The organism is Cyanobacteria bacterium QS_8_64_29 (genome assembly GCA_003022125.1).
Lineage (GTDB): Bacteria > Cyanobacteriota > Cyanobacteriia > Cyanobacteriales > Rubidibacteraceae > QS-8-64-29.
Map to the genome: position 1 here is coordinate 1 of PXQH01000049.1, position 14,175 is coordinate 14,175.

Annotated in this window: 12 protein-coding genes and 2 pseudogenes; 5 read left to right on the forward strand and 9 right to left on the reverse strand. The window is 63.2% G+C overall.

The genetic code is table 11. The features are described 5' to 3' along the window. Window positions 1–194 precede the first annotated feature (194 nt). Both BRC58_07815 and BRC58_07820 read left to right on the forward strand, forming a co-directional pair. A complete protein-coding gene (locus tag BRC58_07815; protein ID PSP16826.1) occupies window positions 195–1,154 on the forward strand; it encodes a 7,8-didemethyl-8-hydroxy-5-deazariboflavin synthase subunit CofG in 960 nt (319 codons plus the stop codon). Window positions 1,155–1,262: 108 nt separating this feature from the next. Beyond that, window positions 1,263–2,234, forward strand: a complete 972-nt coding sequence (locus BRC58_07820; protein ID PSP16827.1) for a quinolinate synthase — start codon at window positions 1,263–1,265, stop codon at window positions 2,232–2,234. Between the two features lie 4 nt (window positions 2,235–2,238). Here the strand turns inward: BRC58_07820 and BRC58_07825 are convergent. The 4 genes and pseudogenes from BRC58_07825 to BRC58_07840 all read right to left on the reverse strand — a co-directional run bounded on the left by BRC58_07825 (window position 2,239) and on the right by BRC58_07840 (window position 5,672). Continuing rightward, window positions 2,239–3,369, reverse strand: a pseudogene (locus BRC58_07825) (mechanosensitive ion channel protein MscS). Between the two features lie 354 nt (window positions 3,370–3,723). Next, the gene (locus tag BRC58_07830) at window positions 3,724–4,341 is read right to left on the reverse strand and encodes a hypothetical protein (GenBank protein PSP16828.1); all 618 of its coding nucleotides are present in this window, start codon (window positions 4,339–4,341) and stop codon (window positions 3,724–3,726) included. A 36-nt stretch (window positions 4,342–4,377) separates the two neighbouring features. Further along, window positions 4,378–4,557: a hypothetical protein gene (locus BRC58_07835; protein ID PSP16829.1), complete on the reverse strand. Its 180-nt coding sequence runs from the start codon at window positions 4,555–4,557 to the stop codon at window positions 4,378–4,380. A gap of 14 nt (window positions 4,558–4,571) precedes the next feature. Then, on the reverse strand, window positions 4,572–5,672 hold the full coding sequence (locus BRC58_07840) for a hypothetical protein (GenBank protein ID PSP16830.1): 1,101 nt from the start codon (window positions 5,670–5,672) through the stop codon (window positions 4,572–4,574). 126 nt (window positions 5,673–5,798) lie between these two features. On the opposite strand from BRC58_07840, the gene BRC58_07845 reads away from it, so the two are divergent. Then, window positions 5,799–7,181 carry a tRNA uridine-5-carboxymethylaminomethyl(34) synthesis GTPase MnmE gene (locus BRC58_07845; GenBank protein ID PSP16831.1) on the forward strand — a complete coding sequence of 461 codons (1,383 nt, stop codon included), beginning with the start codon at window positions 5,799–5,801 and terminating at the stop codon, window positions 7,179–7,181. An 11-nt stretch (window positions 7,182–7,192) separates the two neighbouring features. Here the strand turns inward: BRC58_07845 and BRC58_07850 are convergent, their stop codons facing one another. Beyond that, window positions 7,193–8,731, reverse strand: a complete 1,539-nt coding sequence (locus tag BRC58_07850) for an adenylyl-sulfate kinase (GenBank protein PSP16832.1) — start codon at window positions 8,729–8,731, stop codon at window positions 7,193–7,195. A 72-nt stretch (window positions 8,732–8,803) separates the two neighbouring features. Continuing rightward, window positions 8,804–10,333: pseudogene (locus tag BRC58_07855) on the reverse strand (magnesium chelatase). A 135-nt stretch (window positions 10,334–10,468) separates the two neighbouring features. Here BRC58_07855 and BRC58_07860 point away from each other — a divergent pair. After that, entirely contained in the window at window positions 10,469–10,819 is a 351-nt protein-coding gene (locus tag BRC58_07860; GenBank protein PSP16871.1) for a histidine triad nucleotide-binding protein, read from the forward strand. A 7-nt stretch (window positions 10,820–10,826) separates the two neighbouring features. Here the strand turns inward: BRC58_07860 and BRC58_07865 are convergent, their stop codons facing one another. Both BRC58_07865 and BRC58_07870 read right to left on the reverse strand, forming a co-directional pair. Beyond that, window positions 10,827–11,333 carry a hypothetical protein gene (locus BRC58_07865; GenBank protein PSP16833.1) on the reverse strand — a complete coding sequence of 169 codons (507 nt, stop codon included), beginning with the start codon at window positions 11,331–11,333 and terminating at the stop codon, window positions 10,827–10,829. Between the two features lie 25 nt (window positions 11,334–11,358). Then, window positions 11,359–12,723 carry a TIGR03279 family radical SAM protein gene (locus BRC58_07870; protein PSP16834.1) on the reverse strand — a complete coding sequence of 455 codons (1,365 nt, stop codon included), beginning with the start codon at window positions 12,721–12,723 and terminating at the stop codon, window positions 11,359–11,361. A 133-nt stretch (window positions 12,724–12,856) separates the two neighbouring features. Here BRC58_07870 and BRC58_07875 point away from each other — a divergent pair, with 133 nt between their 5' ends. Further along, the gene (locus BRC58_07875) at window positions 12,857–13,183 is read left to right on the forward strand and encodes a hypothetical protein (protein PSP16835.1); all 327 of its coding nucleotides are present in this window, start codon (window positions 12,857–12,859) and stop codon (window positions 13,181–13,183) included. Here BRC58_07875 and BRC58_07880 read toward each other — a convergent pair. Next, a complete protein-coding gene (locus BRC58_07880; GenBank protein ID PSP16836.1) occupies window positions 13,180–14,142 on the reverse strand; it encodes an undecaprenyl-diphosphatase in 963 nt (320 codons plus the stop codon). The genes BRC58_07875 and BRC58_07880 overlap by 4 nt on opposite strands. Between the last annotated feature and the right edge of the window lie 33 nt (window positions 14,143–14,175).

A 14,175-nucleotide genomic window follows, 5' to 3' on the forward strand; every position in this document is an offset into this window, starting at 1 on the left:
GCGGTTGTTGGTGCTGGTTACCCACTGGCAAAACTGCTCCCAGGCGCCACCGCTTTGCTGGCGTTCTAGGGTCGTCGTCATATCTCGATGAGTCCTTGATTAGGGCGACAAAGCGCAGTAGCATTTAAGCTACTTAAAACAGCTTAACGAATTGAGGTGGGGATGCCCACCGAGCCGTCCGGAACGCAACGACCATGCCTGCCCCAACAGTCACCTACAGTCCGGCCTATACCCTGGTGCCGACTTACGAGTGCTTCAACCGCTGTACGTACTGCAACTTCCGACTGGAGCCAGGCCAGGGGAGCTGGCTGAGCCTAGCGGCGGCGCAGCGGCAGCTCGCTCGGCTGCAGGCCAGCGGGACTTGCGAAATCCTGTTGTTGAGCGGCGAAGTGCATCCGCGATCGCCGCAGCGGGGCGCCTGGTTGCAGCGAATTGCCGATCTCGCCGAGCTGGCGCTGGCCATGGGCTTTTTGCCCCACGCCAACGTCGGGCCGCTGCAACGGGCTGAAATGGCGCAGCTCAAGCAGATGAGCGTCTCGATGGGGTTAATGCTGGAGCAGCTGACACCGGCGCTGTTGCAAACAGTGCACCGGCAAGCCCCTAGTAAAGAGCCCCAATGGCGGCTGCAGCAGTTGGCGTGGGCAGGCGAGCTCCAGATCCCGTTTACCACAGGAGTGCTGCTGGGCATCGGTGAGACCGCTGCCGATCGAGAAGCCACCTTGGGCGCGATCGCGCGCCTCCACCGGCGCTGGGGCCACATCCAGGAGGTCATCCTGCAGCCGCACAGCCTTGGTAGCAGCCAAGCGGTAGCCCAGGAGGGCTTCGACCTCCACCAACTACCGACACTTATCGCACGGGCGCGCGCGCTACTGCCGGCCGATATCGCCATCCAGTTTCCACCCAATCTGGTCGGCGACAGGCAGTTACTCCTTGATTGCCTGGCAGCCGGAGCTCGGGATTTGGGCGGCATTGGCCCCACCGATGAGGTCAATCCAAACTATCCCCACCATCAGCCGCGATCGCTGGCAGCGCTGCTGGCGGGAGCCGGCTGGCAATTGGTGCCCCGCCTGCCAGTTTATCCCCAGTACCTCGATTGGCTGCTGCCGCCGTTGCAAGCTGCCGCCCAGCGCTGGCAAGGCGCGATCGCGCCCTAGTTGCGGCCGGACCGCTGCCTGCCAATTTTGGTGACAGCCACTACAATATTTGGTATATACCACCATAAATCTTGCAGTTTCCCCTGCCGCGAGCGGCAGGTTGCAATCGTGTTTGCCACAGCCTTATCCGATCGCACGCCTGAGGTGGCCGCGACGCCCGACGACCTGGTTGCTGCCATCGAAGAGCGCAAGCAAGCGCTCAACGCCATTGTGCTGGCGCACTACTATCAGGAGCCTGCCATTCAAGACATCGCCGATTGCATTGGCGATTCGTTGGGGCTGGCGCGCAAGGCGGCTGAGACGGACGCCGATGCCATCGTGTTTGCTGGCGTGCACTTTATGGCCGAAACGGCCAAGATCCTCAACCCCGACAAGCAAGTCCTGCTGCCGGATTTAAATGCCGGTTGCTCGCTGGCCGAGAGCTGCCCGCCTGACGCGTTCGCTGCCTTTAAGGCCGACCGGCCCGACCATACGGTGGTCTCTTACATCAACTGCTCGGCGGCCATCAAGGCCATGAGCGACATTGTCTGTACCAGCTCCAACGCCGTCGGCATCATCAACCAAATCCCGGCCGAGCAGCCCATTATCTTTGCCCCCGATCGCAACTTGGGCCGCTACGTTATGCAGCAAACCGGGCGCGAGCTGGTGCTGTGGCAGGGCAGCTGCATCGTGCACGAAACGTTTTCCGAAAAAAAGATCGTCCAGCTGCAGCTCGATTATCCCAAGGCCGAGCTAATCGCGCACCCCGAGTGCGAGGCCCCCCTCCTGCGCCGCGCGCACTTTATCGGCTCGACCGCCAAGCTGTTGCGCCACTGCCAGCAGAGCCCCCAGCGCGAGTTCATCGTGGCGACCGAGCCGGGCCTCATCCACCAGATGCAGCAAGCAGCACCCGACAAGCGCTTCATTCCGGCACCGGCAACCAACCACTGCGCCTGCAATGAGTGCCCGCACATGCGCCTCAATACGCTCGAGAAGCTGTATTGGGCCATGGTCCGGCGCGAACCGGCTATCGAGCTGGATGAGGGGACGCGTCAGGCAGCGCTTCGGCCCATCCAGCGCATGCTGGCCATGAGTACCTAACCCGCTAAATCGTTACCGGCGAATCTACATAAACGGAGGGCTCGGTGCTGCTGAATTCGATGCCATAGCCCACTAGTTTTTTCGAGATCGTTTCGTTGGCCAGCTCGAGCAGGCGCTTGCGCAGCTCGATGGAATCCTCGCTCGATCCCAGAATGAAAAAACTGACCCGCGCGCGCGTGCCCGGTTTGTTGTCCGTCTCGAATAGCGAAACGCGCGTACTGCCAGGATCGATGCCAAACAGCGCGTTGGTGCTGTCCTCAACCACTTGCTCGACTAGGGCGCGCTCGCCCAGGATCTGGGTAAAGTCCAGATACAGCAGCACCATGACCTTTTTGCCGCGGGTAATGTTTTCAATGTCCAAATTGGCCATGGTGGAGTTGGGCACGATGTAGAGCGTGCTTTTAGCCGCCGTGCGGATTTTGGTCGAGCGCAACCCGATCGACTCAATGCGGCCGTAGAGATCGGGAGCGGCTGGGTTGAAGTTGGCGCGAATGTACTCGCCCGGGACGAACGGCCGGTCCAAATAGAGAACGATCGTCCCCAATAGCTGCTCCAGCGTTCTTTGGGCGGCAAAGGCAATCGCCAAGCCCCCAATCCCCACCCCTGCCAGCAATCCGACAAGGTTAAAGTTCTGGCTCTGGGCAAAGGCAACAACGGCAAAAAAGCCAATCATGACGTTGGCAACGGTCTCGACAATGAGCAGCAGCTCGTTGACTTCGCGGCCCAGCCGGCGGATCAAATCAATTCCGTAGGCGCGAACGAACTGCCGGAACAGGCGCGAGAGCAGCCACGCAATGCCCGCAATCAGGGCCAGATTAAAAAAAAAGCCCAAAAAGCCGTACAGCGCTTCATACGGCTGCACGATCTGCAGCGACAGCGAGATCAGAATGAGGGTGCCTGCTATCCAAAATAAGTTTTTGATGGGCGCAATCAAGTTGGCATAAATGCCGGCAGCGCGTTGCGGGGCAAACCGCCAGACGACCTAGCTCAACAGGAAAGGGGTCAAGCGGCCCACCAGCAGCGATAGCAGCAGGGCCAGCAGGAAAAAGCCCAGATCGATGCCGAAATTGAGCCAAAAGGCGCGCGTTTCCGGCTCGAGTCGGAAAAACTCGCGAACGAACTCAGGGATTGCCATTAAGCTCAAACGGTGATGGGAACATCCACATAAAGGGTAGTATCGACGTTGGCGAGCGTAAGGCCCTGTTGCGCTAGCCGCGCAGCCAGCCGATGCCGGGCAAACTCTAGCAGATGCTTGCGCAACTGCATCGAATCCTGGCTTGCCCCTAAAACGAACAAGCTCACCTGGGCGCGCGTGCCGCTCCCATCCGCCCGATCAAGCAGCGAGATGCGGGTGCTGCCAGGGTCAATCCCCAACAGCCCGTCTGTCTCCGACTGGACCGTTCGCTTGAGCCAATACCAATTTGAGCAGCAGATGCACGCTTACTAAAGAACATGACTCCCATATTGAGGGAGTTTCGAGGGTCAAAATCTAGTGCACAAGCCACGAGAATTTGCCGGCTAGGCGAATGCGGGTCGAGCGCAGCCCGATGGCATCGACGCGCCCGTAAAGAAACGACTCCCCCTGACGCGGTCTGAGGACGCTGCGCGGACTGAAGCTGTTGCGATTGATGCGCACGTACTCCCCGGGCACCAGGGGCCGGTCCAAATACAGCACCAGCGTGCCCCAAATTTGCTCTAGGAGGCGCCGTGCGGCCGCCGTGATCGCCAAGCCGCCTAGGCTCAAACCGGCCGAGACCCGCAACAGGTTGATGCCGCGCCCTTGCGCGAATGCGGCCGTGATCGCGAGCGCAAGGGCGGCATTGCCCGCGAACTCGAGCAATAGCAGCAGCTCGCTGGACCCAGTCCCCAGCTTGCGAATGGGAGCAGCGCCATAGCGGCGCAGCAGGCGTCCTAGCAATCGCGACGCCACCCCCGCCAAGGCGAGCGCTAGCGCCAGCTCGACGCCCAGCGACAGGAGGGTATAGAGCGGCTGGTAGGGTTGCAGCGGTGCCAGCGCCCAGCGCAGCAGTCCCAGCGTAAGCGCCAGCCGCAACAGGCCATCAGCGGTGCCAGCAACTGCCGGTCGGCCTCGGCAAGCGCGCGCGATCCCGAGGCATTCATACCAATTCTCGTGGCTTGTGCACTAGATTCCGACCTCCAAAACTCCCTCAATATGGGAGTTATATTTTCTGGAAAGCGTGCATCCACTGCTCAAAGCCAGGCTCAGCAGCGCCGCATCGGTCAGGATCTCGAGGGCAAATGCCTGTGCGTCGCGATCAAAGGGAACGAGCTGGCGGATGCCTGCCGGAAGGGCTTCCCACATGCCGCCGGGTGCCTCTAGATGGTAATGGGCGAGGCCACGTTGGTGGTTCGCTCCTGCAGGTCGAAGGCAATGCCGTATTCTTTGAGCTGCAAGCTCACATTCTGCTTGGCACTATCGACCAACTGGCGGCGCAGCTCCATTGAGAACTTGCCCGAGCCCAGCACGAACAGATTAATCTGCGCTTGCGTCAGGCTCTGGCCGCTGTCATCGGTGATATTACTGAAGGTGACCTCGGTGCTGCGCGGGTCGATGCCAACGATGTCGCGCGTGCTGTCCAAAAACACTTGGCGGATGAGGGCTTTTTCATCCTCGGGAATGGCCCGATAAAACCGCAAGTAGACGATGGAGATGATCTTGCGGGCATCGGTAAAGTTCTCAACTTTGGACTCGGTCAAAAAGCTGTTGGGCACGACCATCACGGTCCCCTTGCCCGAGGTGCGGATGCGGGTGGAGCGCAACCCGATCGACTCGATCCGCCCGAAGGTCCCGTCATCCAGCCCCACGTAGTCATCGGTGACAAAGGGCCGATCGATGTAGAGCACGATACCGCCCAGTAGCTGCTCCAGGCTCTTCTGGGCGGCAAAGGCGATCGCCAAACCGCCCACCCCCAAGCTAGCCAGCAACCCAAATAGGTTGATCTGGTGGATCTGGGCAAAGATGAATAGAACGGTCACAACGATGGCCGTATTGGCCAGCACCTTGCCCACGACCAGCAGTTCGCTGTTGACTTTGCGCTTGCTCTTAATGACGGCACTGAGCAGGTACTGGTCGAAAAACTGCTTGAACACCCGCGACCCCGTCCAGCTCACCAGGACGCTGATCGCGAGGCCCAGCGCAATCTCGAACCAATCCAGCCAGCGCGGGGCATAAGTGTAGATAATGGCCAGATCCGCTGCCGACAGGAGCGCGATCGCCACCAGCCAACTTTGGTAGGGGGCAAACGCGTTGCGGTAGATAGCTTGGGCTTGCGGCGACATTACGCGCTCGGGAAGCGTTACCAACGCCCGGTAGAGGCCAAAGAGAGCCCCCAATGAGGCCAAAACCTCAATCGCGATCGCAATGCCGGTTAGGAGCCGTGCGTCGAGCGCCAGTACGTCGCTGAGGGATTCGATCATGGTGGGTTGCAAGCAGTCGGCTGCTACCTGTTGGGAAAGTGGCGGTTCCCACGCTAGCCTACCCCGCCCGCCCCTGCGAGACGGGCGCTTGCTAGCCTAAAGCCAGAGGCACCGTCAGGCAGCGGCATGTCCCAACAGCCGGCGCAAGGCGAAACCATTGCCGCCATTGCCACACCAGTGGTCCCCGAGCAGGGCAGCGTTGGCATCGTGCGGCTCTCGGGCGAGAGCGCCATGGCGATCGCGCGCGCCCTATTTCACGCCCCCGGCCGGCAGCCCTGGGAGAGCCATCGCATCCTCTACGGCTACGTGCACCACCCCGAAACGCAGCAGACAGTGGATGAGGCCCTGCTGCTGATCATGCAGGGGCCGCGTTCCTATACGCGCGAAGACGTGGTGGAGTTTCACTGCCACGGCGGCATCGTGCCGGTGCAGCAGGTGCAGCAGCTGTGCCTGGCGCAGGGCGCGCGGCTGGCGCAGCCGGGCGAGTTCACCTTGCGAGCCTTTCTCAACGGACGGCTGGATCTAACCCAAGCCGAGAGCGTTGCCGAGCTGGTGGGGGCGCGATCGCCGCAGGCCTCCCACATGGCGCTAGCCGGCTTGCAGGGCAAGCTGGCCCAACCTATTCGCGATCTGCGCGCAACCTGCCTGGAGATCTTGGCTGAGGTGGAGGCGCGCATCGACTTTGAAGACGATCTGCCGCCGCTGGATGAGGGCGACATCAGCCAGCGCATTGGCGAGGTCCGAGCCGAGCTCGAGCGCATCCTCGCCACTGCCGATCGGGGCGAGCTGCTGCGCAGCGGCTTAAAAGTCGCCATTGTCGGGCGGCCCAATGTGGGCAAATCCAGCCTGCTGAATGCCTGGAGCCGCAGCGATCGCGCCATCGTGACCGAGGTCCCCGGGACAACGCGCGATGTGGTCGAGTCGCAGCTCAACGTTCGGGGCGTGCCCATGCAAGTGCTCGATACGGCAGGCATGCGCGAGACCGAGGAAACGGTGGAGCGCATTGGCGTGGCGCAATCGCGCCACGCCGCCGATAGCGCCGACTTGGTCGTCTTTACGGTTGACGCGCAAGCAGGCTGGACGGCTGCCGAAGACGAAATCTACCAACACGTGCAGCACCGCCCCATCGTGCTAGTGGCCAACAAAACTGATTTGGCTCCCTCGGACAACGTCCGCCCCCCGGCCGGGATAACCCGCACTGTCAGCACCGCCGTGGCACAGAACCAGGGAATCGAAGCCCTCGAGCGGGCGCTGCTCGAGTCGGTCAACGCTGGCGAGCTCACGGCAGCCGATGCCGACATTGCCATCAACCAGCGCCAAGCCGCCGCCCTAACCCGGGCCCAAAACGCCCTGGATTGCGTGCGCGCCACCATCGGTGACGGACTGCCGCTGGATTTTTGGACCATCGATCTGCGAGGGGCTGTGCAGGCCCTGGGCGAGGTCACGGGTGAGGAAGTGACCGAGTCCATGCTCGATCGCATCTTCAGCCGCTTCTGCATTGGCAAGTAGGCAGCCCTGCGCTACTCCAGCGCTAGCTGCGAGCGCCACGCCGGATCGGTGGTATCCACCTGCTGGAGGTAGTACTGCTCGGTCTCGCTAAAGGCCTCCACGGGCGCCGACTGCTGCTCCAGCAGCTCGGGCGTGGCGTCCGAGACATCCCCTTGGCGCTGGGCGAGACGCTGGCGCATCACCTCGAGCGGCGCCGTGCAGTGGTAGATGTGCAGCGGAAACTGCCGCTCGCGCGCCGAGGCCACTACGGGCTGGCGCTGCCCCTGGCGGGCGTAGGTCGCATCCAGCACCACGGCAAAGCCGCGCTCGGCCAAGCGCAAGCCCAACGCGCGCAGGCGATTGTAGGTGCGCCCAGTCATCTCGCCGGTGTAGAGCTCTGGCCCCCCGCGCGCCTCGAGCGGCACGCCGGCCAAGTGTTTGCGGACGGCATCCGAGCGCAGGTGAATCGCGCCCAACCGCTGAGCGATCTCGCTGGCAACCGTACTTTTGCCCGAGCCCGGACGCCCTGACATCAGGATCAGCCGGCCGCGCCCGGTCTGAGTGTACTGCCAAGCCAGGCGGTAGTAGTGCGCGGCCCTAGCCTGCGCTTGCTGCCGCTCGGCGGCCGAGACGTTGGGGTCATCCAGCAGCAAGGAAGCCACCTTGGCACGAACGTAGGCTTGCCGGCTCAGGTACAGCGGCAGTACCTCGGCCCCTTCCCAATCGCCGGTGCGCTCCAAGTAGGTATTGAGCAAGCGGTTGGCCCAGTCCCGGCGGCCGCGTGCCTCGACATCCATCACGGCAAACGCTACATCACAGATGACATCGACAAAGCGAAATGCTTCGTTAAACTCAATGCGATCGAACAGCTGGATTTTGTCGCGCCACCAGCAAAGGTTGCGCAAGTGCAGGTCGCCGTGGCACTCGCGGATGCAGCCGTTGGCCTGGCGCTGCTCCAGCAGCGCGGCATCCCGCTCGAAAAAGCGATCCGTAAAGGCTTTCGTTTCGCGGTACTGCTGCGCGGTTTGGGGGCCGTCGATGTAGCGCTCGGTCTGCGCATAGTTTTCGTCAAAGGCCTGGCGCACCTGCGACGGGCGGCCGAAGCTGGCAATGTAGTCGCTGGTTGCCGCCTCAGTGTGGAAGCGCGCGATGGTCTCGCCGAGGGCAACCATCCACTCGCCCGTTAGTTCCCCGCGCTCGAACTGCTCGCTCAGCAGCGAGTCCTGAGGGAACTGGCGCATTTGGACCGCGTACTCCACAGGCTCGCCCGAGCCATCGAGCGCGAACTGCTCCCCGGCCTGCGCAATGGGCAACACGGCCAGATAGATATCGGGGGCAGTGGGCTGGTTCAGCCGCAGCTCCTGGTGGCAGTAATGCTGTCGCTTGGCCAGGGTGGAAAAATCCAAAAAGCCCAGGTCTTTGGGCTTTTTGACCTTGTAGGCGTAGTCTCCAGCCAGCAGGATGTAGGAGATGTGGGTTTGGATGAGCTCAACGCCGCCAGCAACCGCATGCGGGTAGAACTCGGGTTGCTGCATCTGCTGGATGAGCGGCGGTAGATCGGCCTCGGCCATAGCAGTAAAGCAGGGTATTGCAGGGACAACATCCCAGCATGGCAGCCAAGCGACCGTGCGCCGGGGAAAGGGTTACTGCCAGCGGTCGAGGGCGCGGTACTGGATGGCCTCGGCGACGTGCGCACTCTCGATGCGCTCGGCCTCGCTCAAATCGGCAATCGTACGCGCCACTTTAAGAATGCGATCCATGGCGCGCGTCGAGAGGCCCAACTGGCGGATGGCCCCCTCCAATAAGTCGCGGCTGGCCTCATCTAGCTCGCAGAACGCGCGCAAGTGGCGGCTGGCCATCTCGGCGTTGCAGCGCAGCTGGGACTCATCTTGGAAACGGTGCCGGGCGCGATCACGGGCAGCCACAACGCGCTCCCGGACGGCCTGCGTGGGCTCGCCGGCCGTTTGGCGCGTCATTTCTTCCGGCTTGAGGCGATTGACCCCCACCTGCAGGTCGATGCGGTCCATCAGCGGCCCGGAGAGCCGGGACCAGTAGCGCACGCGCTGCTGGGGCGTGCAAGTGCAAGCCTGCAGCGGATCGCCGTAGTAACCGCAAGGGCAAGGGTTGCTGCTGGCAATGAGGGTGAATTGGGCCGGAAAAACCGCGGACTGGCGGGCGCGCGAGACGCTGACGTAGCCGTCCTCCAGCGGCTAGCGCAGGCACTCCAGCACCGAGCGCTTGAACTCGCTCAGCTCGTCTAAAAACAACACGCCGTGCTGCGCCAGCGAAATCTCGCCCGGGCGCGGGACGCTGCCGCCACCGACCAGCGAGGGCCCCGAGGCCGAGTGATGGGGATTGCGAAACGGGCGCTCGGTCACCAGCGAGCCGCGGTCTTTGAGCAAGCCGGCCACCGAGTGAATTTGCGAAACCTCCAGCGCCTCCTGGAACGACAGCGGCGGCAGGATGCCGGGCAGGCGCCGGGCCAGCATGGTTTTGCCGCTACCTGGCGGCCCCACAAAGATGGCGTTGTGCCCGCCTGCCGCTGCAATTTCGAGGGCGCGGCGCGCGTGGGCCTGCCCCCGGACATCGCGCAGATCGGGGGCCGTCAGCGGTGACTGAGCCAGTTCTGCTTGCGCATCCAGCTGCAGCGGCTCGCGGCGCTCGGTGCCGTTGAGAAACGCGGCCACGCTCGAGAGCTGCTCGAAGCCGTAAACCGACAGGCCATCCACAACGGCAGCTTCGCGGGCATTACCGGCTGGCAGGATCGCGCCTGCAAACCCCAGCTGCTTGGCAGCAGCCGCAACCGGCAGCACGCCCGAGACCGATCGCAAGCTGCCATCGAGCGAGACTTCACCCACAAACAGATATTGCGCCGACTGGGCCGCGTCGACCTGCTCGGAAGCAGCCAGGATGCCCACGCTAATGGGCAAATCGAAACTGGGCCCTTCCTTGCGCAGATCGGCTGGGGTCAGGTTGATGACGATGCGGCGCATGGGATAGCTCAAGCCCGCGTTGCGCAGCGCCGACTTGACGCGCTCGCGCGATTCCTGCACGGCCGCATCCGGCAACCCAACAACAGTAATGCCGGGCAGGCCGCCCGAGACATCGACCTCAACGCCCACTTGAAGGGCCTCGATGCCGACGACTGAAGCACTCCAGACTCTGGCTAGCATCCGAGGTCGCGCTGGGCTTGCCGCCAGTATAGGCACTGGCTGGGGTCATACCAATTCTCGTGGCTTGTGCACTAAATTTCGACCTACAAAACTCCCTCAATATGGGAGTCATATTCTTTGGAAAGCGTGCATCCACTGCTCAAATTCAGCGACACCATCTTCGGCAAAATCGTCCGCCGCGAGATTAGCGCCGACATTGTCTATGAAGACGACGATGCCCTGGCCTTTCGCGATATCAACCCTCAAGCGCCCGTTCACGTTCTGGTCGTTCCCAAAAAGCCCATTCCCAGGCTCTCCCAGGCCAGCGACGAGGACCAAGCCCTGCTAGGCCACTTGCTGCTGGTGGCGCGGCGGGTCGCCCAGCAGGAAGACCTGGAGAGCGGCTATCGCGTCGTGACCAACGACGGGGCCCAGGGCGGCCAGACCGTCGAGCACTTGCACTTCCATATCATGGGCGGTCGCGCCCTACAGTGGCCGCCGGGCTGAGGTGAGCTCAGCAGGCAGCGTCGGCCGCTGGGAAGGAGCGTTCAATGCGCGCTACGAGCGGATCGAATTGGGATTGGCGCGAGCGCGGATAGCGCAGCTTTAGCGTCAGGACCCTGCCATCGCGCAGCACCGCTTTCTCATAGACGACCCGGTCCCCGCGGTAACCGGACCAGACGAATCCCCACCCGGCAACGTGCTGGTAGGTTAGCTGGGTTGCAGCGCGGTTGGCCTGGCGCTTGCGGTAAAGCGCTGCCGGGCTCAGATCGCCAATGTTGTGGCGGCCGTACACCGTCATGACGGTGCGATCGCCTGCAGACCGGAACGTGCGCTTGTCCCCATTTTGAGGTGGCTTGGCCGGCCTCAGGCGATCGCCCGGATAGGCAACCGAATACCCAAAGCGCGCGTTGCGATAGCAGGCCATCTCGCTCGCTTGAGCTGCGCGATCGCGGGTGGGTCCCTTGGGGCTGCTGTGACAGGCAGTGCTCCCGAGGGCTAGCAGGGCCAAGCCAGCCATCCAGATTCGGCCCTGTGGCATGGAACTAAGGGGCTTGCTGCAGTTGCAGTGACCTTGCCTCTGCCGTGCAAGTTTCGAGCAGCGATTCAATCCCCGTTACGGGCCAAACGGGCGTATCGAGGCGCTGGGCCAATGCCTCGAGCGTCACCCCATCGAGGAAGCAGTTGCTATCGGGCTTGAGCATGAGCGTGGGCAGCAAGACGCCATCGCCCAGATCGCGCCCGCGCAGGCCGGCCAGCAGGTCCTGGCCGGTGAGCACGCCCGTTACGGTCATGCTTTGGCCCCAGTAGTCGCTGCGCAGCGGCACGAGATCGACCTGCAAGCCCTCGACAGCATTGAGCTGCTGCACCAGCGGCTGGAATGCTGTTTCGACGGCGTTGCCCACCACCCAGCTCAAGCGGCGCGGCACCGCCAGCCGTTGCGGGAGCCAAGCCGCAGCAGTGGCGCGAAACTGCTGGATAAACTGGCGGATGCTGCCCACACCATTGGCCAGTTGCGGGTAGTCCTCGTAGTGCGCCTCGGGCGGTAGGTCGCGCCCCGCCATCAAGAACCATTCGTCGGCCAACCAGGCAAAGCGGGTCCCCAAACGCTGGCGAAACTCAGCTTGCAAGGCTTGGGTTCGGGCGATCGTCTCGGCCGCATGGGTGGGGGTAACGGGAACGAGCTCGTCCTGCTGGGGGCGAAACTGGGTCAGGCCCACCGGGACAACCGCCACTGAGGCCACTGCCGGTACCTCGCCAGCACCGAAAGCGGCCAGATCCCGCAGCGTCCGCTCGAGCTGGGCCCTATCGTTAATGCCCGGACAGAGCACGACCTGCGCATGCAGCTGCAGGCGCCGCTGTTGGAACCACGCTAGTTGCTCGCGGATTCGGCCCGCCCAGGGGTTTTTGAGCATGCGGCTGCGCACCTCGGGATCGGTGGCATGCACCGAGACGTAGAGCGGCGAGAGGCGCAACCGCTCGATGCGCGCCCAATCGCGGGAACGCAGGTTGGTCAGCGTTAGGTAGCTGCCATAGAGAAAGCTCAGGCGGTAGTCATCGTCTTTGAGATAGAGGCTCTCGCGCTGGCCGGGCGGCTGTTGGTCGATGAAACAAAACGGGCAACGGTTGTTGCACTGAATTAGGCCGTCGAACAGTGCCGATTCGAACTCTAGTCCTAGGCTCTCGTCGCAATCTTTTTCAATTTCTAGATGGTGCAGCTCGCCAGTGGCGTCCTGCACCTGGAGGGTCAGAAATTCCTCGGCGCACAAAAATTGATAGTCGATCAAATCGCGGGGCCGCTCGCCACCGATCGCCACGATGGCGTCGCCCGCTTCAAACCCCATCTCGGCGGCAATGGAATCGGGCAGCACGCGCGCAATGCGAGCCGGGCGAATCGCGGAATCGCTCATGGCAGAGTCCGTGCTTTGACAGGACAGGAATCGAGGCGGCAGCTGCGCTCCCAGCGGGCACCGCAATTCGGTATTTTAAACTAGGGGGTCCCAAGCGCTCGGTGGCAGCGCTATCTGCGGCATGAAACGGGCGATGGCAATGCTGGCAGCCTTGAGCTTGCTGATGGCGCCGGCCCCGGCGCTGGCAACGCCCGAGAGCGGCAGCAGCAATGGCCCCACCCCAGAGCAGCGATCGCGCGCCCAACCGGCGGCCAGCGCGCTCGAGACGCGGCTGCGCGACCGCCTAGCCGAGATCGACCGCCTGGCCCTTAGCATCCGCATGGCCAGTATTGAGGCTCAGCTCAACATTGGGCGCAAGCTGGACGACCTGCAGCAAGCCCGAGCCGCGATCGAGCGGCAGCTGCGGCAGTTGCAGCTGGGGCGGGGGAACGCCGGGCCGTCTTCCCAACGCGCGCGCTAGTCCCAAGCGCCGGCGGCAACGGCCACCAGGATCGCGCCCCCCAACAGCAGGCGGTACCAAACAAACACCCACGTGTTCTGGCGCTGCAGGTAGCGGATCAGCCCCGCGATCGCCAGATAGGAAAAAATTGCCGAGGACACCACGCCCACCAGCAGCGGCAGGAAGGCGGCACCGGTGCTGGGTGCGGCCAGGGCGTCGGCAAGCTCAACCCCCCCAGCTAGTGCAATGGCCGGTATACCCAGCAAAAAAGAAAAGCGGGCCGCCGTCGGGCGCTCCAGTCCCAAAAACAGTCCGGCCGTGATGGTCGAGCCCGAGCGCGAGACCCCCGGCAGAATGGCCAGAGCTTGCGCCAGGCCCACCCAAATGCCATCGCGCGCGCTCAACCGCTCGAAGCTGCGCTGGCGGGCGCCCAACCAATCGCCAATGCCCATCAGCAACCCCATCACGATTGAGGCCAGCGCGATCGTGGTTAGCCCCCAAAACGCCGAGTCTTCCAGATCCGCAACCAAAACCTTGAGCAGCAGCCCAGCGATGGCAATGGGCACTGTCCCAATGGCGATGCCCAGCGCCAGCCGAAATTCGCTCGAGCGGTAGTCCGAGCTACGAACGGCAGCAACGGTCGCGCCGGCCAAGCGCACTAAATCTGCCCAAAAGTACCAAACGACGGCCGCAATGCTGCCCAGCTGAATGACGGCCGAGAAGGTGATGTCGGGGTCGCCCCAGCCCAGTGCAACCGGCACCACCTTGAGATGCGCCGTACTGCTGATGGGCAAAAATTCGGTCAGGCCTTGCACGATGCCCAACACTGCCGCCTGTCCCAGGCCCACGCCCGACTCTGCAGTTTCCGCTGCTGCCGGAGCGGCCCAGCCTTGCCGCGCACCTGCGTAATGCAGCGCCAGCAGGCTGCCCAGGACAGCCCCGCCCAGCGCGATCGGGCACCGCAGCCTTCCGTTTGGCATGCCTCCCTCCCGCACGGTTGCCGCTACCAAGTA